Source organism: Enteractinococcus helveticum (assembly GCF_020742345.1).
Classification (GTDB): domain Bacteria; phylum Actinomycetota; class Actinomycetes; order Actinomycetales; family Micrococcaceae; genus Yaniella; species Yaniella helvetica_A.
In genome coordinates this window covers 1-21,064 of the sequence record NZ_DYXC01000100.1, presented here as the reverse complement: position 1 = coordinate 21,064, position 21,064 = coordinate 1, and the positions used below count along the sequence as shown (strand labels likewise).

Sequence of the window (21,064 nt, the reverse complement as noted above, 5' to 3'; positions counted from 1 at the left end):
TGGCTATGCTTATTCAGGTAACCATCCAGAGCGACTAAGAGACTTGGCTCGTTGACGTCGCAGCAACCGCCCAGCCGGGCAGGTGCTACCGCCAAGGGTCGATGGAGTGAATTTTTTATGACTCAAGCAAAAACTTCTGCTGTAGTGTGCCGTAATGTCGGTCGCGCATTTGGGACCAACGGCACCAGTCGACAGATCCTGACCAACATCGACCTGGACATTGAACCCGGTGAGATCATCTCGATCATCGGTGCTTCAGGTTCGGGCAAGTCGACGTTGCTCCGGGCGCTTGGTGGGCTCGATATTGGATTCACCGGCCAGGTGCTCATCCACAACACCGCGGTTGAACAATACGACCCGCGCTGTGCGATCGGGTTCCAAGAACCGCGCCTACTGCCTTGGGCAACTGTGACAGACAATGTGGCCATCGGCTTACCGGACGGCACCGCCAAATCCACCGGCAGCGCACGTGTTGCCGAACTGCTGGACCTTGTGGGACTATCGGATGCTGCCGATCACCGACCGCGTGAAATCTCCGGCGGCATGGCTCAGCGCGCTTCGCTGGCCCGGGCGATGGCGCGCGACCCAGAAATCCTGTTGCTCGATGAACCCTTTGGTGCCCTGGATGCCCTGACCCGGATTAAAATGCAGCAGCTACTCCTCGACGTCCATGCCAAAACCGGTACCACAACCGTAATGGTCACCCACGATGTCGACGAAGCCCTGCTGCTGTCCGATCGGATCGTGTTACTCGCCGCCTCACCCCACGCCGACGGCGCGACCATCGCCAATATTTTCACACCGTCCGTGCCACGCCCGCGCGCCAACCACGACCCCGCGCTGGTAGCCCTGCGCGAAGAGCTTCTGGCCGGTCTCGGCGTCACCGAACTTGCATCCTCGAAAGGTTAACCATGTCATTTCCACGTACCGCTCTCACCGCAACCATCCTGGCTTCAGCCCTGGCACTAACCGCCTGCGCCGGAGAAAATGCCGACGCCGATGCTGCTTCCAGTGACGCCGAAACGCTTCGTATTGACTACGCAACCTACAACCCGCTGTCACTGATCATCAAAGATCAGGGTTGGTTAGAAGAAGAACTCGATGGTGAGGTCGAATGGGTATTTTCCGCCGGTTCAAATAAGGCCAATGAAAATCTGCGCGCCAACGCCATTGACGTCGGCTCCACCGCCGGATCCGCTGCCCTGCTGGCACGTTCCACCGGCACCCCAATCCAAACCATCAGCGTGGTCGGCAACGTCGAATGGACCGCACTGGTTGTCCCGCAGGATTCCGATATCGAATCCGTGGAAGATCTCGCCGGCCGCTCAGTCGCCGCCACCCGTGGCACCGACCCATACTTTTTCTTAGTCCAAGCCGTTGAAGAAGCCGGCCTGGAGTTATCCGATGTTGAGGTTCAAAACGTCCAGCACGCCGATGGGTTCACCGCCCTGAACAACGGCTCGGTGGATGCCTGGTCGGGTCTTGATCCGATCATGGCCGGTGGCGAAGCCGATACCGAGTTCCTCTACCGCAACGTGGACCTCAACACCTATTCCTTCCTCAACGCGACTGAAGAATTCATCGAAGACTCCCCCGAAGTCGCCCAAACAGTTGTCGACACCTACGAGCGCGCTCGCGCTTGGGCCCTGGAAAACCCAGAAGAAACCGCCCAACTGCTGGCCGATGAAGCCGATATCGAACTCGACGTCGCCAGCATTGTGATCGAAGAGCGCTCCGGTTTTGACATCAGCCCGGTCCCCGGTGACGAACAAGCCGGCGTACTGGCCAATATCGCTCCAATCTTTGTTACCTCCGGTGACGTCGACTCCCAAGAGACCGTCGACGCCGCCCTGGAAACACTCTTTGCCCCACAGTTCGCCGAACAAGCCAGTGCGGAGTAACCCATGACGACCACTGAAACGACACCCGTTGCTTCGGCCCCGCTGCACCTGGCCGAAGTCCGACTCACCGGTGGTATACCACCGCGTGCCCCATCGGATCCAACCGCCAAAGCCCGATTCCTGGATCGCAAAGGCGTCAAACCGGCCATCGGATTCCTGGTTCCCATCGTGCTATTGGTCGCCTGGTGGGCGGTCACCGCCGCCGAAGTCTTCACCGCCGTCCAACTGCCACCACCGGCAGCCGTCTTCGAAGCCGCCGTCGGACTCATCCAACGCGGCGACCTCTGGATGCACATCGGCATCTCGGCCCAGCGCGTGCTCATTGGTTTCGGCATCGGTGCCGTGCTGGGCATGATTTTCGGCGCCGTCCTGGGGCTATCCCGCTGGGCCGATGCGCTGCTAACTCCCCTGTTGGGCGCGCTACGCGCTGTACCCTCCCTGGCCTGGGTGCCGTTGCTGATCCTGTGGATGCAAATCGGCGAAGACTCCAAAGTCACGCTGATTGCCATCGGCGCGTTCTTCCCGGTTTTCACCACCCTGTATGCCGGGCTGCAACACGTGGACCCGCATCTGGTCGAAGCCGGCCGCGCCTTCGGATATAAAGGCTTCCGGTTATTCAAAACCGTCCAGTTGCCCGCCGTCGTCCCGTCCATCTTCTCGGGACTGCGTCTGGCACTGGCCCAGGCCTGGCTGTTCTTGGTCGCCGCAGAACTCATCGCCTCGTCTATGGGGCTGGGCTTCCTGCTGACTGACTCACAGAATAATGGCCGCACTGACCGGCTCATCCTGGCGATCATTCTGCTCGCGGTACTGGGCAAGATCACCGATACCCTCCTGGGCCTGGCCGAGAAACGTGCCATCGCCCGGTGGACCTAACCTCAAGTATCACTACCAATGACGACGCCGCTGGCAATGATCCCAGCGGCGTCGTTGGTATTTTAAGGTCCTGGGAGAGCCCTGACACGAAGGTATCGCACGCGTCAGGGAGCATTCCGACGGCCTAGAAGCCACCGCGGACGCTCAAGGGCGCAAAAGCCACCGATTATACCGCTTGGTGTATCCGGGGTGTCGTGTTGTCCACAGGACATGCCTTCAGGCCTTGCTTCTGCACATACTGCACAGCATCCTCCACGCAGGTTGCGGCGCTGTCTAGGCTGTTTATCACATCACCACACGCGAACTGCCCGGGAGGTGAACACGGTGGTAACCAAGATGCCCAACACACACGAGCTGTTATCTGAGGACCAGTTGGAAAAACTGTCGATGGGCCAAATCCAAGCCCTCCAATTACGGCTGGCTCAGACCCAGCAGGCCAGGCTGGCCGACTCCTTCGCCTATGAGCAGTTCGCCCGACATACTTTAGCAGCCGGTGCCGATTGGAGTACCACCTGGGCCGCGGAGGCTTCCGTACCGCAAGATCGCACCGGCCAGGATGCCAGCACCTCGTACCCGGCCTCGGAGGGGAAGTTTGCTGGTCCCACCCCGGTTGCCCCCGAAGAGTACTATGACACGCTACCCGGACTGGTCGACAACTTCGTCACCACGGTGCGGCTATTCGACGCGATGTTAGTCGATGTTTCGCAAATCGTTGACCATGCTTATCGGCTCGATCGCGACACCATGCTCGGCATCCCGGCCAGTGTGGACTTATTTAGAACTGGCAAACGATGGTTGGCGAATCGCTTTGGCGTCGATACTCGCAATATCACCAAATATTTCAACCGCGCCGAAATCGTGACCGGGAAACAAGCCCGTTTTGACGGTGTCACAAAGGATCCGTTATTTCCCAAGATGGCTGAAGCCTATGCGGCCGGGACGATCCCATCTGAGAATATGGACCGCATGTCACAGGTTGCAAATCAGTTCTACGATTTCTATCACGCCGTGGGACTCGATAAAGACAATGCGACCGATATTTTACAAACCATGGATCCTATCTTTACCGATGCTGCCCAGCACATGACGCCGCTGGAACTCTCCCGGCAGTCAACAAAATGGCTACAGCAGCTCGCTCACATCGTCGATCCCGATGGTCCTCCTCCAGAGCAACGTCTCACCAAGACCAAGAACTCGCTGACAACTCGGATCGTCAGGGGAAAACTGCACATCAACATTGTTACGGATGTGGTCAACCTCGAGCTAATTGAGGCGCTGATTCTCGCCGGGCTCAACTACAAAGCCAATCAAGACAAATTCCGGTCAACTACCGATGACCAGCCCGACACCTCGGATAACAGTCCGTCGAATAATACCGAAACCTCAGCCTCATCGGAACACGATGACGAGGATCCTGGCTCTTCGGCTCAGCACGACTCCGCACAGGACAGCGCCACAGAACAAGAGCCGGATGCTTCCTCAGAGAACAACGAGGGACTCTTTGATGATTCCGATTCCGAAGGCACCACCCCGTTTGATGACACGGTCTGCGCGGAAGAACGGCTGGGACAATTTCATCAGCACATGGATGACGCCGTTGACGACGCTGAAACCTTTATGGAAACACCAGATGGCGAAAAAGTCTCTCGAGAGCAGGCGCGTACACTTGATCCTCGCAGCCGCGATGAGAAAGCCCACGATATTTTCTTCACCATCCTGAAAGCCCAAGGCAAACGCTCCCCTGGTGCCGAAGGGATGGCCGAATATAAACGTGCCCCATCCATTTTATGGACGGTTATGGATTACCAGACCCTCATCGATATGCTTCAAGACTCCCTACCCGAAACGTACCATCTCCACGATGATCACCGGAGAAACCCCGACACAGCTGAGTTTCATCGCAAACCACCGGTGCGCCTCAAGCCATGGCGGGCTCTCATCGACGAAAACCTGCCGGCAGACACAGATGATCCCGAATCAATTTTGGGCGCAGACCCTATATTGGGCCGGTACTGGTCGAATAGCGCTGACCCGCCAGATGACCAGTCGCACGATCCCGCTGAAACCACAGCACCGAATGCACAACAGCGCGGACACCCGTATGTGTCGCACCGCTACCAAACGGGTAGCATCTCACCGAGCGCAGTACTGAAGGATCTCTGTGACGCGAAGATTATTCCCGCCATTTTCGATCAAGCTGGTGTGCCATTATTTCTCGGCAAAGGAAAGCGACTCTTCAGCGATGACCAAATCCTAGCGGCCGGCATGCTGGGCGGCTGCCGAGGTCCTGGCTGTCGTGTCCCTCCCGTCTGGACCGAGGGGCACCATGCCATCTATTGGTACGACGACGGTGGCACGAATACCACCAACCTCATTTTGTTATGCAATGCCTGCCACGACCACGTCCACCAAGGCGTCTGGACACCAACCTGGGATGATCAGGGGTTGCTGTATTGGGTCCCTGCCCCGTGGCTTGACCCGACCCAGACACCGATACGAAACACCTACTGGGACGACTAAACGACACCAGGTTCAGCGTTCATAAAGTGACCGAGGACCATGCAGTGTTGTGAAAAACGATGACCGACCCCAACATTCGCCCCAGCTACATCAAACACATCGACGTCACACAAGGCTGACCGCCGTGCTGCTGACACGAGCGAAAATACCGGACATCCGGCTCATGAATCACAACTTGTGCTGCCGCTGGGTTCTCCGGTCACCGGCTGATGATAGGCGGCCCGAACGATCACTTTGGCTCAAACCCCCATATACTTTTAATCATGACTGATCCGCACCAATCCCCTGACGTCCTAGTCGTGGGTGCTGGACCCACGGGCCTGACCGCAGCCCTTGCGGCCCGCCAAGCTGGCCTGACCGTTCGGATCATCGATCAACGACTCGAACGTGCGGCCTATTCCAAAGCGCTGGTAACCCACGCTCGCACCATGGAAGTTTTCAACACTCTGGGCATTGCCCACGACGTCGCTGCTGTCGGCGGTGAATTGGAAGCAGTCAATTTGCGCGGATCATTCGGCGTCCGCGGTCGCATCGCACTAGACGAATTGAACTGGGGTGACACCGCCTATCCACACTGGCTGATCATCCCCCAATACGAGGTAGAAAACCTGTTAGAACAGGCCCTGACCCGCCAACAGGTCGCGGTGGAATGGGGCACCCAGCTCATTGAGCTGCAGCAGTCCGCTACGTCGGTAACCGCGCAAGTATCGACACAAGGTCAACCGCAGACCATCACAGCATCATGGGTTGTGGGCGCCGATGGTAGCCACAGCACGGTTCGTGATAACATCCGGTCGCAGTTCAAACGTGCCGAATCCGAGGCACCGTTTATTCTTGCGGATGCTTATACCACCGCCTACCTACCCGACCGCGAAGCCCAGATCTCGCTGGCCCCGGAAGGTTTCCTTCTGCTGATCCCACTACCAACACACGGATTATGGCGCATCGTCGCGCATCTGCCGTATCAATCAGAAGCTTGGGCAGAGCCCATCACCCCAGAACTCCTTGATGGGCTCATTGCCTCGCGTGCCCGCATTCACTTTGGCGCACACGATATTGCCTGGACTTCGCGATTTTCGCCGTCCTACGGGATTGCTGCCCCGCTGCACTCGGGCAGGGCATTTCTTGCCGGCGACGCCGCTCATGTGCACAGTCCCGTCGGCGGGCAAGGCATGAACTTTGGGGTCCACGATGCCCACAACCTAATCTGGAAGCTCGCGCTGGCCGATACATTGCAGCCCAAAGAAGCCGCGAAACTGCTCGACAGTTACGAAGCCGAGCGCCGGCCGGTCATCGAACGTATGGTGGCTCGGGTGCAACGAATCACGGCCCTGGTCACGGATTCCCGACGCGCCGGTCGACGCGTCTTGGGAACCGTCGCGCCCACGCTGTTGCCGCACACTGGCGCCCGACAACTCCTGGGCCAAACCATGGCCGGACTCAATATCGCCTACCAGCACGGGCCCCTGGTTCTGGGCCGCGACAAACTCTCCGGCAAGCGCGCAGCCAGCACCATCACCGAATACCAGCCGCCCGGCACCTGGTATTGGCATACCGACGACGACGGCGTCCAGCTGATCCGTCCGGACGGCGTCGTCGCCGTATCCGGTGCGACACGCCGCGAGGTGGATACACGTATTCGACGTAACCGCCTACTCAAAGCCATTGTTGACGTCGTAGAACCGTCACGTTGAGCGCTGCGACAATCGCTAACGTGTCCTACCTGTGCGCGTAGGATCGTGCCATGGTTTCTTTCGGATCTCGCATCACAACCCAGCGGTTGACCGCAGTGGAGCGGCTCGCCCCGACGCTGACGGATGCCACACCGGTGCTGGGTGTAGTCGATTACAACATCCTGGATCACCTGATCCAACGAGTCCACGAGGCATATGCTGAAGACTGGTTTCAGCCGGCAGTTTCCGTCGGCACTATGGCCCTACCCGGTGTGCTGGAGCATTTTCGGGCCCGCGGCATTGGCGTACAAACCCGGACCGCCGTCGAACTTGAAATTGCCCGCAATAGTGGCTATTTTCCACACGAAATCGTCCATAATGCCCCGGTAAAAACGCCCTCCCAGCTGCAGGAACTCACCGATGCCGCGCTGAGCTTTAGCATCAGTAACTTTGCCGAATTGACCCGCGTTGATGAATTACTGCATGACGCCGTGGACTACGACGGCGCCATTGGACTACAGGTCACCCCGCAAGCTTCAGCCGATGACAATGCCACCACATTCGCCCACGTGGGCATTGGGTTGCGCGATCACCGTCAAGACCTCATTGAAGTCTTCCTCGAACGCCCTTGGCTAACCCAACTGCATGTCAGCTTTGATACCCCACCCACCACGCTGCAACAGACCGCAGAACAAGTTGCCGCGGTCTACCAGTTTGCCGAAGATGTTGAACACGCCGTGGGTGGTCCACGTATCCGTGGGTTGCATTTCAGTGCCGGAGACGCCGTGGGCAAGAGCAGTGATGACTGTGATCCGGGGTTGGATAATCATCGGTTTGTCCACCAGGCGATGATCCCTGATCTGATGCATGGCAAATACGAATTCACCATAGATTTCAGTGGGTTTCTGACGGCTCGAGCCGGGATGATCTTAGCGCGGGTAGAATATACCAAAGACCTCGACGGACGGATGATCGCCGTCGTCCATGCTGATGCCCAACCGCAACCAGATATGACACGCGTTGTGGTCTTCGACGATGATGGCCAGCCCAAAGACGATTTCCAGCAGTATTACTATGACGTTGCTGGACCCAACGGGCTAGTAGCCCAAAGCGTGCCACTACCAGTAGTCAACGAAGGCGACGTGCTAGCAATACTTGATGTCGGAGCGTCGAGTTTTGGCTCGCGGGCAAACCTTACCGCACCCGTTTACGGGATCCGTGCAGATGGGCTGCTGACCGAATCCAGTGTATTGGCCTCCGGGCATTCCGTACGTGACCTTGCCAAAACCGCCGGGGTGTACCAACCCGAAAAACTCTTACACTAAGGCTCAGCTACGCGCTGACGGTAGTTTTTCCAACCCGTTGATGCACTTTTGGTCGCGGCATCCGCAATGTCCGCGCTGCCGCCGCACCGGTTTCGCCTACAGTCAGTGAGAATCACTTGCACGCAAACGAAGGGACAATAGTCATGGTCATGGGGCCCACCCACGCAATGAGTGGGGCAGCAGTCGGTCTGGCCGTGGCGCAGCTGCTGCCCGCCCAGTGGGGTGGGGTCACGACCATTCCGGATGCACTCATGTTTGCCTGCATTACCGCTGGCGGTGCCCTGCTACCGGATCTGGATTCTCCCCAGGCGACAGTATCGCGCTCCTTCGGCCCGCTATCGCAAGGGCTGTCGCGTGTGGTGGAACATGCAAGCCAAACTTTCGTCAATGTCACCCGCAGCCGCAAGGACCAGTATTGCCGTAATGGGCACCGAACAGCCACGCACACGCTCTGGTTCGCGTTGGGTGCGGGAGCCGGGGCAGCAGCGCTGATGTCTACGTTCGGCAAGGCTGCGGCCGTGGCATTGCTATTCGTTTTGCTTGGCCTGGCAATTCGGGGCTTGTTGCCCGAATGGTCCAAGAAAGCCGACTGGCTGGCGATCACCGGGGTGTCAGCGCTGGTGGCGTGGGCGGCCTGGCAGTGGGCACCGAATTCGGGCAGCGGCGTCGTCATGGGCTCAGCGGTGACCATCGGCATAGGCACCCACCTGGTGGGAGACCTCATGACCAAACACGGCATCCCCCTGCTTGCACCCCTACCATTGGGGCGGCAGCGGTGGCGAAACCTCGGCACGCCCAAGCCATTGCGCATCGCGGCGGCAGGCCCAATGGACAAGGTGTTGCTGACCGGGTGCACCCTGGTGGTGCTGGTGCAGCTGTACCTGGTGATCACCGGTACGACCATCACCCAGCAGCGCCTGGTCCCGGTGTTGACCGAGTCCAAGCTTCGCTCATGGCTAGCATTATGACCGGTAAATTTTCGTTCAGCCCAAATATTGCCTACAGTAGATGACGTACCCATCCAGAGCGGCTGAGAGATCTGGCTCGACGACGCCGCAGCAACCCCACGCCTCGTGCAGGTGCTACCGCCAGAACCGATGGAAAGGTTTGATTCTTGACGCAATCCAGCATCACCGCCACTGACACGAACCTGGTCTACCGCACCGGGTTGGCCGCCAAACTCTTCGATGAACAATACACGCCACTGCCCAACGGGCTGCCCGGTCCCCTGCCGCAAGTCATGGTCGATGCCGCAGACCCCGATGTGAATCCGGGCCGTGCTGTCGGCCTGGCCCACCACCGTGCAGATGCCACCGGTGCACAGGTCGATGAGCGCGCCCGGATGGCCTACTGGGAAGCTGCCGGCCAACGCCTGGACTGGGACACAGAATTTTCCATCATCCATTCCTGGACAAAACCACACCCCGACACCGCACAAGGCCCCGTGGCCCGGTGGTATGAAGACGGCAAACTCAATGTGGCCGTCAACTGCCTGGACCGTCACGTGGCAGCCGGCCACGCCGACAAAGTCGCCCTGTATTTCGAAGGTGAACCCGGCGACCGTCGCACCGTAACCTACCGGGACCTGCTAGAGGAAGTCTCTCAAACCGCCAACGCCCTGACCGAATTAGGGATCACTGCCGGCGATCGCGTGGTCGTCTACCTGCCGGTCATTGTGGAAACCGTGGTCATCGCCCTGGCCTGTGCCCGCATCGGTGCTGTGCACTCGCTGGTCTTTGGTGGGTTCTCGGCAGACGCCCTGAAATTCCGGGTCGAAGACACCGGGGCCAAACTCTTGGTCACCTCCGACGGCCAGTTCCGCCGCGGCAAGGCCATGCCCGTCAAGACCGCCGCCGATGAAGCCGTCTCGGGCGACAACAACATCGAACACGTGCTGGTGGTCAACCGCACCGGCCACACCGATATTCCCTGGACGCCGGGCCGCGATGTCTGGTGGGACGACGTCGTCACCAAGCAACCCAAAACCCACCAGCCCGCGTTCTTTGACGCCGAACACCCACTGTTCATCATGTACACCTCGGGTACAACCGGCCAACCTAAGGGCCTGGTGCACACCTCGGCGGGTTATCTGGCCCACGCCTCAATCACGTACGATTTTTTGTTCGCTAACCCGGATGTGAACCAGCGCGAGGCCGATGTTCACTGGTGCACCGCCGATCTGGCCTGGGTCACCGCCCACACCTACGAAATGTACGGTCCGTTATCCAATGGCGCAACCCAGGTGATCTACGAGGGCGTGCCCAATGCACCCCACACCGCGCGCCATTTTGAAGTCATCCAGCGCTATAAAGTCACCAGTTACTACACCGCACCAACCCTACTGCGCTCGCTGATGGGCTGGCACGAAAACGGCCCGGCCGCCGAATACGATCTGTCCTCAATCCGGCTAATCGGCACCGTGGGCGAAGCCGTGAACCCCGAGGCCTGGAACTGGGCGCGCACCCACATTGGCCGCGACACCCCCGAGGGCGTACCCATGGTCGACACCTGGTGGCAATCCGAAACCGGTTCCACCATCATCTCCCCACGTCAAACGGATAAAACCTTCAAGCCCGGATCTGGTTCGCGTCCGCTTCCCGGCGTCAATGTCGCGGTGGTCGACGACGCGGGCAACCCTTCGAAACCCAACCAACAGGGCGTCATTGTCGTCACCCGTCCCGGCCCCGGTGCTGCCCGCACGGTGTGGGGCAATCCGGAACGCTTCTATCACTCGTACTGGGCCGATTTCCACTGGGCCGAAGACGGTCGCGGCTGGTTTTTGGCCGGCGACGGTGCAAAAACCGACGACGACGGCGATATCTGGATCCTGGGACGCATCGACGACGTCATCAATATTTCCGGCCACCGCCTGTCGACCATTGAAATTGAATCCGCGCTGGTTTCACACCCCAAGGTCATTGAAGCCGGCGTCACCCCGGTCCCCCACCCCAAAACCGGCCACTGCGCCATCGCATTTGTGGTCAGCCGTGGGGACTTCACCGACGACGCCGCAAAAGCCGAACTCACCCAATTGGTCGCCAAACAGATCGGCCCGGTTGCCAAACCCAACGACATTGTATTCGTCCCCGATGTGCCCAAGACCCGGTCGGGCAAGATCATGCGCCGGTTACTCACGGAACTCTACACCGGTGACACCCTGGGTGATACGACGTCGTTGCAGAACGAACCGGCGATTGCCAAAATCGCGGAAGTACTGGAGCACCGTTCAAGTAGCCAAGTCCGGTAGTTTCACCGACTAGCCGGAGCTCTTCTACCAGATCACCGGCTAGTCGGTGCAAAAGGTAGTGTTCGCGTCATCAAAATCCAGCTAATAAGGCGAACATATCCTCAACGCTGACACGTCGGAAAGATTCGGTTCTCACGAGTCGGTCACCTTGCCGATGACGACGTTGGGCGGTTAGCAATCGAATAGCATCTCGGTCGACCTCATCTTTTCTGACCAGGACGGTTTCAACCCATCGATCAATGTCCTGCCGAGCTGAGGGCCCGGCGAGACTCATGGTTTGGGGTGCAGCAAAGTATTTTTCTAAAATTGGCTCACGATCCAACGTACGTCCGATATTGGCCTCAAAAGATGGATGATCGGATGACAGCACAACATCGGCGTCGTCAGTCATGCCTCCGGCATTATAGACGAAACATGAAGCCAACAGATTTTTGGCTGAACCAATGTCGGCGAACGTATTTGCGCCGTCTTGGAGACGTACAGGGTCGCCTGGTGGCACTTCAGGAACCGTCAATCGAGTGATACCGCGATCAACGATGGCTGACAGGAGATCCGCTGGCTTATTGGCCTCAACAAAGATTTCTTTGCGCGGTGGCCAGAAATCAAATGAACTGTGATCCCCGAAAGCCCCACCGACGTGGAACATATAGATTTCTGGGTACATGGGTTCGTTGTCGCGACGGGCCGGATGAATGTCATAAAAGTGCACGATGGCGGCTTGGATGAGCAAGCTTGCACCAAAACTTCCGTAGGGTTCGGTAATCAGAAACCCGTAGCGGTCATGTTTATGGCCGATGGGAAATAGTGCGTCGAGCTCGGTGTCCTGTTGGTTGATCTTGATGCGCAGGTTGTCTCGTTTGAGCTGATATGCGACATGCACAATATTCCTCCAAGCCATCACTTCTGGGCTATGGATTGTGAGTCTATGGATCCGGTCACCATGATTCAAGATATTGGGGACGCATACTGACCGCCTGTCTGATATTCGACGAGTGGCGTTTGCGGCCCCGGGTGGTTATCCGTGGGCAAGTGCGCGGCGCAGAAACGCCAGTTGGGATGTGATGACCTCATCAAAGTGGTCAAGAAATCCGCCAAAATGACCGCCCGAAAAGGTTCGAAGTTCAGCATAGGGTGCTAGTCGTGCGAGTCGTCGCATGGGCATCGCCGGGACCATCGTGTCTTGCGTTGCAAGGCCTACCCATAGTGGACAGGTGATATGCTTTGCATGTTTGATGGGGCGCAGCAGGAAGGGCGGTTGGGTTGGTTTGACCAAAATATCGTTGCGCCATGACGAGTTTTCCGCCTGCAACGCTGCGAATCCCTCAACTGCCTCTGGCTTATTGAACAGCGCCAACCTACCGGCTGGGGCGGTGACCGGCATACGTATCGGCTCGCGAGTCCAAGACGCGCGGGCTGCTGCAGCCATTCGCCGTAACGTGTTACCGGTCCCAGAGATAGCGGAAAATTTCAGTCCGTCCAGCAGCGGACACAACGTGAATACGGCAGCAATCTGTTGATCATCGGCTGCCACGTTCAGCACCGGGTCGCCGGCAAAAGAAAATCCCCACAACACGATCTGCGTCGTATCGATGCCTTCCAGGGAACGCACAAAAGCGACTGCCGCACGAAGATCTTCGCGCTGTTGTTTATAATCGACAAGTTGACGTGGTTTGCCTGCGCTGTCGCCAATGTATCGGTAATCAAAGATCAAAGCGGCATAACCTGCGGCCGCAAAACGTTCCGCAAACCGCGGGTAACCATCGCGACGAGTCTGGTTCACACTTGGAGCAAATACGACACACGGCACAACGGCGTCCGCTTCAACAGGGCGATACAAGGTCGCCGCACAATCCAAACCATCCGAGGAGAACCGTAGTTCTTCAGTTCGAAACCTATGGTCCGGTTCCATGAGAAACTCCTGTATCGGGTTCCCACAACACCACTGTGGCGTCGAAGGTATCCTCATTTTACACCGCGGCAACATTGGCACCAACAGCCATGCGTTATCAGGAAAGCCGTGAGTTGAAATATCGATGATGGCTGGGGTTCAGAACTTTTGTGTCACCTCGGCGTACTCTAGGAGGTTAAGAGTCATTGCTGTACTCGGACCGGATGGAGTAAAGAAGGTAACATGTCAGATCAGTCACGCAGCGCCAAACCTCTAGCGAATGCGTTTCAGATCTATGCTCCCTCGTTAATCTATGCGATTGGTCTTGGCGCCATCATGCCGGCAATTGCCGGGGCCTCTACAGGATTCGGAGTCTCCCTGGCGGTGGCGGCCAGTACAGTCACACTAATCGGCATCGGTTCCCTGATCGCAAATGCTCCAGCCGCCCAATTGGCCTCACGTGCCGGAGAACGTCTTACCATGATCGTCTCGGCTGGCGTAGGGACCCTGGGTGCCACGCTGGCCTGGGCGATGGTCGCCGGCTGGTTTCCGTTGGGTGTGCCCTATGATTTTGCCGGCTATACCGTAGGTATCTTGCTGATCGGGATGGCCGGAGCCGGATTCAATCTGGCACGCCAGTCGTATTTGGCGGTGGCTGTTCCGGTCTCCCACCGGGCCCGGGCCATGTCCCTGCTGGGCGGCATGATACGCATCGGATCATTCGTCGGGCCCTTCCTTGGTGCCGGGGCTCAAGCGTTTCTGGGCATGCAGGGCGCATTTGCCGTCGGCGCGGCGTGTATGGGCACCGCCGTCATTATTTCACTCTTGATCCAAGAACTGGCTGAACCCACCACGCCCACGCATTTGGAATCAACAACAACCAGCCCGCTGGAGATCATCACGAATCCAACGATGACGTCGTTGGCCAAGGAACATTGGCGGGTGCTGTTGTCTTCGGGCCTGGGTGTGCTGTGCCTGTCGGCGATGCGAGCCTCGCGCACCGCGGTCATCCCACTGTGGGCCGAGCACCTCGGCCTCAGCCCAGCCCAGGCATCACTCATTTACGGGGTGTCCGGGGCCATTGATCTGATCATGTTCTATCCATCCGGTCTGCTGATGGACCGGAAAGGACGTCGTGTGGTTGCAGTCTGCTGTCTCACCGGACTGGCCATCGGCACCGCCTCCGTGCCGTTGATGGGCACGAGTGGATGGTTGATGGTGGCCGCCGTATTAATTGGGCTGGGCAATGGTTTCGGTGCGGGCATCGTTATGACCCTGGGAGCTGACTACTCCCCGACCGTGGGTCGACCAAAATTCTTGGCCCTGTGGCGGCTGCTTTCCGATACTGGAACATTGACCGGGCCGTTGCTGATCTCCGTGGTCACGGCCATCTCCACGCTGGCCTTTGGTGTTTGGGCCATCGCAGCCCTGGGGTTGGTGGGTGCCGGGATCTTTTCGCGGACCTTACCGCCCGGGCCGGGGCCGGTAACACGCGACGCCGGACTCCACCCACCAACAACCCGCAACTAGAAGAAAACGACCGGCAACTAGGAGAAGTCGGTGATAACGATTCGATTCACCTTTGGATCGCGAATCATTTCATAACCCTTGTTGACCTCAGAGAGTTTAATTTCACCAGAAACAATGTCATCAAGGTTCAGCCGACCAGCTTGGTACTGTTCAACAAGCATGGCTATGTCGCGTTTGGGCACGCCAGAGCCCATGAATACGCCCTGGATGGCTTTGCGCGAAAAGGCGTTCTGCATTGGGACCGTATCCAGCGTATCGGTGCCCGATCCCATGCCAATTTGATACAGCGTCCCACCGTTATCTAACATGTCGTAACCTTGACGTGCCGTGGCGCCAATTCCGACGACGTCGAAGACCGTACGAACACCGTGACCACCGGTCAATTCTTTGACCGCGGCAACAGGATCAGTCTCAGCTGAGTTGATGGTGTGGGTTGCACCGAAAGCTTTGGCGGCATCCAGCGATTCCTGGTTCAAGTCCACGGAAATAATTTTGCCAGCACTGGCCAACACCGCACCGGAAACAACGTTGAGCCCAACCCCACCGGCACCAATAATCACCACATCTTCACCGGACCGGACCTTAGCCGCATTGAGCACAGCCCCGGTTCCGGTGATCACCCCACAACCCAGCACCGCAGCCTGGGCAAAAGGCATGTCTTTGGGTAGTTTGACCAGCATATTCTCATGAACCAGTGCCTGCTGAGCAAAGCCGCCCAGCGCCATGCCTTGCGTCACTGGGTTACCGTTGGCATCTTTGAGCCGTGGTGCTTCGCCGTCAGCACGCAGGGTCAGTTCAGGAGAACGGCACAGGCCTGGTTCGCCAGCTAAACATTGTTCGCATTTACCGCAGAACTGCACCAGACAGGCGGCAACGTGGTCACCTACCGCAAATTCTGTAACGTTAGGACCAATTTGTGTGACCACCCCGGAAATTTCGTGGCCCAGGACTGCCGGAGGCGGATACTGGACTTCATTGCTCATTTCCATGAAGTCTGAACCGCACAGACCAGAGGCTTTCAGTTCGATCAGTACTTCTTGACCAATCGGGTCGGCAATCTGAATATCTTCTTCTACCCAGCCGCCACCGAGTTCTCGAACTACCATTGCTTTCATTGCAGGATACCTCCGCATCTTGTGGTCAACGTCGTATATTCAACGCCCTTTTTACTGTACCGAATCAGACCATCCGCTCTGCCCGCCACGCAGCATGGCGGCTGCAGTCCTGCACTGGAGTCCAAGTGTCATGCACGTCAGCCCTAACTCAGCGACCGCATATTTTGGCAGCCTAGAATACAACCGGGACCCATTTGCGATCCCATGAATGAACACGGAGGAATACATGTCTACTGATCTGACGACATTCGATAATCTACTTGCCGCCGTCACCGTCGCCGATGGCCAGCCGGTGTATGATCCGGCCACCGGTGAGCTCATTGGCCACACCAAAATCTCGACTCCCGACGACGTCGATGCCGCCGTGGCCAAAGCTCGTCAAGCCCAAAAATCCTGGGGTGCGCTTTCCCACACCGAACGCTCCGAGTACTTGCACAAGGCCGCCGACGCGGTCAACGCTTCGGCTGAAGCGCTCGCCCAGGTTCTGGCCCGTGAGGTCGGCAAACCGCTCAATGGTCCCAACGCTCGTTTCGAAGCTGGCGCCTGTGAAGCCTGGCTGCGTGCCAACGCGGACTTCCCGCTGGAAGACGAAGTCCTCGTCGATGACGAATCCGGCAAATCCGTGCTGAGCTATGTGCCCATCGGGGTGGTCGGAGCCATTGGCCCGTGGAACTGGCCCATGATGATCGCGGTTTGGCAATTGGCCCCCTCGCTGCGGATGGGTAACGCCGTCATTTTGAAACCTTCCGAACACACTCCGCTATCGGTGCAAGCGCTGGTTGCGGTGCTCAATCAGGTCCTGCCCGAAGGTGTGCTGCAGGTTGTGCCGGGCGAAGGCGATATTGGTCAGGCAGTTTCTGAACACCCTGACATTGACAAGATTATGTTCACCGGTTCGACCAAGACCGGCCAGGCGATCATGCGCTCGGCGGCTGCGGATATGAAGCGTGTAACCCTTGAACTGGGTGGTAACGACGCCGGTATTGTGCTAGATGATATCAATGTTGAGGATATGGCGCAGGATATTTTCTGGGGCGCGTTTATCAATACCGGCCAGACCTGTGCGGCGCTGAAGCGGCTCTACGTGCCCGCCTCGATCTACGACGAGGTGGTTCAAGCACTAGCCAAGATTGCCGCCGAAACACCCATGGGCCAGGGCGTATCTGAAGAAAACGTGCTGGGACCACTGCAAAACGCCGCCCAGCAGAAGATTGTTGCTGATCTGGTCGAAGCGGCCCGCAAAGATGGCGCCACCATTGTCACCGGTGGCAACCCAGATGAAAACCAGACCGGGTATTTCTACCCGGCCACAATTGTCTCGGATATCGACCAGAACAACCCGTTGGTGCAGATCGAACAATTTGGTCCGGCACTGCCGATCATCAAATACGACGATCTTGATCAAGCCATCCAATGGGCCAACGAACTTGAAGTCGGGCTGGGCTCCTCCGTGTGGTCATCGAATGCCGACCGCGCACGCGACGTCGCAAACCGACTGATTGCCGGGACCACCTGGATCAACAAACACGGTGCCGTGGACCCACGGGTGCCATTCGGCGGCGTCAAGAAATCCGGTATGGGCCTAGAGTTCGGCGTCGAAGGACTCAAGCAGGTCGCACTGCCAAAGGTCACGACCCTCTAAGACACCTTTGCTGTCACACAGCGCTGTCATCCCACCTTTTCATAGGCCGGGGAGGACAGCGCTGTTTGCTATGGTGACCAAATTCCGCGTTGATATAGTTAATCATTACTTCATATCTGACAGGTGACAGCCAGGCCGCGAGACGTATAGAAAGGACTGGGCAAACTGGATATACAACAACAGCAGCAAGACGCCGCAGTCCAACTCACTTCCGCTCCAGCACGCGACCAAGATTATTGGACCTGGGTTCAGAACGCTCAAGCAAGCTTTCCCCATATTGAATTCAGCACACCCGATAGGCAAGCTTTCCGCGCAGGCCAACACCATGTTTCGCTGGGTGAGGTCGAACTTTTCGACATGTACACCGGCCCGCATACGGTCACCCAGAGTAAGATTGTCCCGATTGCCGAGCATGAAGCGTTGTGCAAGCTCTCACTGCAATTTTCCGGCACCACGGTCCTGACTCAGGACGCTCGTGAATGTCAGCTGCACCCCGGTGACCTTGCCCTGTATGTTGCGCATCGCCCCTATACCTTGGACTATGCACAAGATCAGCGAAGTCTCATCATTCAGTTTCCGCAAGAGCTGCTGCACTTGGTTCAGAATCAGATCTCACAGGTGACGGCGATCCCCATTAGTGATGAATCTGGGCTAGGAAAAGTGGCGGTCCCACTTTTTAAACAACTCGCGCTGAATCTGCATATTCTACAGGGTCCACACGCGTTGCAGCTGGTGCGCTCCGCTCTTGAAATGCTTGTCACGGTCCTCTTTGCAGCGGCCCGGAAGCACAACGACCTGCAAGAAGACAACCCGCTATTTCAGCAGGCCGTGGCATTTATTGACGATCACCTACACGATCCCCAGCTGGGACCACAAATGATTGCCGACCATTTTTATGTCTCGCTGCGTCAGCTGCACGGCAAATTCTCGGAAGAACATCAAACGGTCAGCGCCTATATCCGCAATGAACGTGTCCGAAGAATCCGCGATGACCTTGCGAATCCGGCCTATCGCGACGAAACGGTACAATCCATTAGTTCACGCTATGGTCTAACCGATGCATCGCATGTTTCCAAACTCTTTAAACAAATCTATGGTGAAACTCCTTCGGGTTACCGCAACTCCATTTTTAATGTATAAACACCAACGGGTCCCCCACCGCCGACAAGCAGCAGCGTGACCCGTTGATGTTGTAGGTTTTATGCCTGCTGTCGGAAGTCTTGGATAATCCGACGCGCGGTTGTCATACCAGATTCTAGTGCGCCGTCAATGCAAACTCCGCGCCAACCCTTCGACCATTCGGTCCCGGCAAAGTACATCTGAGTGCCGGTCTGTTTGAAGTTATCCCAGCCATCGCTGAATTGGCCGCGCTGTAAGGTGCCCCAGGCCTGGCCAGACCATTTATCAGCAACCCAGTCATGCCCGGTGGAATCAATCACCTCAAGTTCTGGATTGAACTGGTTGATGATTTCTTGGGCTACCGCAGTGTCGTTGAGATCAACTGCCAAGTGGTCTCCGCCGAAGCCCACCAGAATGGTGGTGTCGTCGTCGGTAAAGTATTCGGAACGCACCACCGACATCTTTGCTGGGAAGGGCGCGTAGCCCAGGATCTTATGGTGGCCTTGAATTTTGATCCAGATTTTGGCGCCCTTGGAGTTCCAACCGCGATCAACCACTTTTTGCATCTTCTGTGGCAGTGCCGGAGAAAACTCGATGGTATTCATGGCCCCAACCGGAACGGTCACGATCGTTGCATCAGCTGTGAGAACTTCACCATCTTCCAAGGTGATGGCTACCCCTTCGGTGGTGTGCTGCACCTTGGTCACCGGAGTATTCAACCGAATATTGCAGGTTAGATCTTCCGCCATCGCGTTGTAAATGCCCCGCATGCCATTGACCAGTTTGAATTTCAACGTGATGTCGTCCAGCAGCCCCAGATCCATATTCGATAGTGCCGCCCACTGTTTGGCCATCAATGATGACCCGGTGTCCGGATTGCCAATGTAGCCGGCCGCCCAGTAGGAACTGATGAGATCGAGTTGTTCGTGACTGAATTTTCCTGACTCACGAATAATGTCGAGCACGGATTTCTGGTCATCGGCCAGAAATTGTTCGCGCAGTGCTGCTGGTCCGTCGTACCTGTCCGAGAGAATCCACATCGGATCCAACGGGTTCGGGAAATATTCGTCGCCTCTGGCAAAGACTTCGGCCATGGCCGGACGCAGCAGTGCTTCAACGTCGTCCATCGTACCTTGGCAGGTTTCACCGGTAGAGCGATTCCAGTACACGGTCTGCGGCTCGGGCGAGGCCACGATCGGCTGGTTGTAGCGCACGATCTCGGTCCAGGTGTGCGCCTGGTACCAGTGCACCCAGGTTGCCCCGAGTTCTAGCGGACGTCCCATCCGCTCTTCGGTCCAGGCACGCCCACCGATGCGATCCCGGGCTTCGATCATCTCGACGCTGATGCCGGCGGCTTGCAGTTCACGTGCTGCCATCAGGCCCGCAAATCCCGCACCGATTACAACAACATGTTTCTTCGTCACAGCATTTTCCTTTCGTGTGAGTGTTCTGTGTCTAGTTTGTGCTGCGTTCGTTGTCATCCAAGGATCCCTGGGCAATCGCAATCTCCTCGTCGTCGCTGAGCACGTCCTGGTGACGCATTGCTTCGTAGTCTTGCGGACGACGGCGTTGAATGATCTCTCCCCAGACCAAGCCAAGTACGCCACTGACAATGATCAGACCGGGCATGATGTAGATCAGCGCGGAGCCTGCTTCGGCGTCGATCATCAGCTCGAAGTTGACCAGAATCATGATGAACACGGTGGTCAAACCAATGGTGGCGATACTTGGCGCAATAACCCGGGTCCAGATGCCGCGCTGCAGCTGATTGGTGCGGAACCACGCAATGATTGCAACCGAGGTGATGGCCAGCAAGAACACCAGACCGAATGCTGCAGCGTTGGTCAGCCAGGTGAACAGCGTGATGACCGGGAACAGCTCACCGAGTTCGTGACCAATACCGGCGATGGCAAACCCCACAACGACGACGAAGGCAAGTCCTGACTGCATCAATGATCCGTTGCGTGGTGCACCGTTTGGTGCCGTCGTCCCCAGGGCCTTGGGTAGTACGGTTGAGCGGCCCAGTGCAAAGAAGTAGCGGGCCACCGCATTGTGGAATGCCAGCAGTACGGCCAGCAGACTGGTGACAAATAGCAGGTTGGCAAAATTCGCCAGCATGGGTGAGTGTTGACCCAGCCAGTTGAAGATCAGGTCCGGGCCGAAGGTCTGAGATTCCTCGACAACGCTGCTTGGCCCCACACCAACACCGACTGCCCAGGCGGAAAATG

At 57.5% G+C, this 21,064-nt stretch carries 15 protein-coding genes, 1 pseudogene and 2 riboswitches; of the genes and pseudogenes, 11 read left to right on the top strand and 5 right to left on the bottom strand.

Annotated features, from left to right (window positions below):
• The first annotated feature begins 18 nt into the window (after positions 1-18).
• Positions 19-108, top strand: a riboswitch (SAM riboswitch).
• A 9-nt stretch (positions 109-117) separates the two neighbouring features.
• The 8 genes from K8V32_RS09350 to acs all read left to right on the top strand — a co-directional run bounded on the left by K8V32_RS09350 (position 118) and on the right by acs (position 11,542).
• A complete protein-coding gene (locus K8V32_RS09350; protein ID WP_303906279.1) occupies positions 118-909 on the top strand; it encodes an ABC transporter ATP-binding protein in 792 nt (263 codons plus the stop codon).
• Between the two features lie 2 nt (positions 910-911).
• A complete protein-coding gene (locus K8V32_RS09345) occupies positions 912-1,901 on the top strand; it encodes an aliphatic sulfonate ABC transporter substrate-binding protein (protein ID WP_303906276.1) in 990 nt (329 codons plus the stop codon).
• Between the two features lie 3 nt (positions 1,902-1,904).
• Positions 1,905-2,777 carry an ABC transporter permease gene (locus tag K8V32_RS09340; protein ID WP_303906273.1) on the top strand — a complete coding sequence of 291 codons (873 nt, stop codon included), beginning with the start codon at positions 1,905-1,907 and terminating at the stop codon, positions 2,775-2,777.
• 336 nt (positions 2,778-3,113) lie between these two features.
• Positions 3,114-5,297, top strand: a complete 2,184-nt coding sequence (locus K8V32_RS09335) for an HNH endonuclease (RefSeq protein ID WP_303906270.1) — start codon at positions 3,114-3,116, stop codon at positions 5,295-5,297.
• Between the two features lie 263 nt (positions 5,298-5,560).
• Complete coding sequence (locus tag K8V32_RS09330; protein ID WP_303906266.1) at positions 5,561-6,991, top strand: FAD-dependent monooxygenase; 1,431 nt, start codon at positions 5,561-5,563, stop codon at positions 6,989-6,991.
• A gap of 50 nt (positions 6,992-7,041) precedes the next feature.
• A complete protein-coding gene (locus K8V32_RS09325) occupies positions 7,042-8,295 on the top strand; it encodes a type III PLP-dependent enzyme domain-containing protein (protein WP_303906263.1) in 1,254 nt (417 codons plus the stop codon).
• A 116-nt stretch (positions 8,296-8,411) separates the two neighbouring features.
• Positions 8,412-9,263 (top strand): metal-dependent hydrolase, encoded by an 852-nt coding sequence (locus tag K8V32_RS09320; RefSeq protein ID WP_303906260.1) that lies wholly within the window; start codon positions 8,412-8,414, stop codon positions 9,261-9,263.
• Between the two features lie 46 nt (positions 9,264-9,309).
• A riboswitch (SAM riboswitch) is annotated at positions 9,310-9,399 on the top strand.
• Between the two features lie 136 nt (positions 9,400-9,535).
• A complete protein-coding gene (gene acs, locus K8V32_RS09315; protein ID WP_303906303.1) occupies positions 9,536-11,542 on the top strand; it encodes an acetate--CoA ligase in 2,007 nt (668 codons plus the stop codon).
• A gap of 70 nt (positions 11,543-11,612) precedes the next feature.
• On the opposite strand, the gene K8V32_RS09310 is transcribed toward acs, so the two are convergent.
• Positions 11,613-12,422: a hypothetical protein gene (locus K8V32_RS09310; protein ID WP_303906257.1), complete on the bottom strand. Its 810-nt coding sequence runs from the start codon at positions 12,420-12,422 to the stop codon at positions 11,613-11,615.
• Positions 12,423-12,557: 135 nt separating this feature from the next.
• On the bottom strand, positions 12,558-13,451 hold the full coding sequence (locus K8V32_RS09305; RefSeq protein ID WP_303906255.1) for an alpha/beta hydrolase: 894 nt from the start codon (positions 13,449-13,451) through the stop codon (positions 12,558-12,560).
• 222 nt (positions 13,452-13,673) lie between these two features.
• Here K8V32_RS09305 and K8V32_RS09300 point away from each other — a divergent pair, with 222 nt between their 5' ends.
• A complete protein-coding gene (locus tag K8V32_RS09300; protein WP_303906250.1) occupies positions 13,674-14,960 on the top strand; it encodes an MFS transporter in 1,287 nt (428 codons plus the stop codon).
• A 17-nt stretch (positions 14,961-14,977) separates the two neighbouring features.
• Here K8V32_RS09300 and K8V32_RS09295 read toward each other — a convergent pair whose 3' ends face one another.
• Entirely contained in the window at positions 14,978-16,075 is a 1,098-nt protein-coding gene (locus tag K8V32_RS09295) for a Zn-dependent alcohol dehydrogenase (protein WP_303906247.1), read from the bottom strand.
• Between the two features lie 226 nt (positions 16,076-16,301).
• Between K8V32_RS09295 and K8V32_RS09290 the strand changes: the two genes are divergently transcribed.
• Positions 16,302-17,717, top strand: coding sequence for an aldehyde dehydrogenase family protein (locus K8V32_RS09290; RefSeq protein ID WP_303906243.1), 1,416 nt, complete (start codon positions 16,302-16,304; stop codon positions 17,715-17,717).
• Between the two features lie 156 nt (positions 17,718-17,873).
• Positions 17,874-18,857 carry an AraC-like ligand-binding domain-containing protein gene (locus K8V32_RS09285; RefSeq protein ID WP_369681058.1) on the top strand — a complete coding sequence of 328 codons (984 nt, stop codon included), beginning with the start codon at positions 17,874-17,876 and terminating at the stop codon, positions 18,855-18,857.
• A 59-nt stretch (positions 18,858-18,916) separates the two neighbouring features.
• Here K8V32_RS09285 and K8V32_RS09280 read toward each other — a convergent pair whose 3' ends face one another.
• Together K8V32_RS09280 and K8V32_RS09275 are read right to left on the bottom strand one after the other, a co-directional pair.
• Positions 18,917-20,260 (bottom strand): flavin monoamine oxidase family protein, encoded by a 1,344-nt coding sequence (locus K8V32_RS09280; protein ID WP_303906240.1) that lies wholly within the window; start codon positions 20,258-20,260, stop codon positions 18,917-18,919.
• A gap of 31 nt (positions 20,261-20,291) precedes the next feature.
• Positions 20,292-21,064: pseudogene (locus K8V32_RS09275) on the bottom strand (amino acid permease); the annotation flags it as partial.

Coding starts and splice junctions, on each gene's coding strand:
- K8V32_RS09295 (WP_303906247.1), bottom strand. CDS start 16,075: ATGAAAGCAATGGTAGTTCGAGAACTCGGTGGCGGCTGGGTAGAAGAA.
- K8V32_RS09305 (WP_303906255.1), bottom strand. CDS start 13,451: ATGGAACCGGACCATAGGTTTCGAACTGAAGAACTACGGTTCTCCTCG.
- K8V32_RS09330 (WP_303906266.1), top strand. CDS start 5,561: ATGACTGATCCGCACCAATCCCCTGACGTCCTAGTCGTGGGTGCTGGA.
- K8V32_RS09340 (WP_303906273.1), top strand. CDS start 1,905: ATGACGACCACTGAAACGACACCCGTTGCTTCGGCCCCGCTGCACCTG.
- K8V32_RS09345 (WP_303906276.1), top strand. CDS start 912: ATGTCATTTCCACGTACCGCTCTCACCGCAACCATCCTGGCTTCAGCC.
- K8V32_RS09350 (WP_303906279.1), top strand. CDS start 118: ATGACTCAAGCAAAAACTTCTGCTGTAGTGTGCCGTAATGTCGGTCGC.
- K8V32_RS09335 (WP_303906270.1), top strand. CDS start 3,114: ATGCCCAACACACACGAGCTGTTATCTGAGGACCAGTTGGAAAAACTG.
- K8V32_RS09290 (WP_303906243.1), top strand. CDS start 16,302: ATGTCTACTGATCTGACGACATTCGATAATCTACTTGCCGCCGTCACC.
- K8V32_RS09300 (WP_303906250.1), top strand. CDS start 13,674: ATGTCAGATCAGTCACGCAGCGCCAAACCTCTAGCGAATGCGTTTCAG.
- acs (WP_303906303.1), top strand. CDS start 9,536: ATGGTCGATGCCGCAGACCCCGATGTGAATCCGGGCCGTGCTGTCGGC.
- K8V32_RS09325 (WP_303906263.1), top strand. CDS start 7,042: ATGGTTTCTTTCGGATCTCGCATCACAACCCAGCGGTTGACCGCAGTG.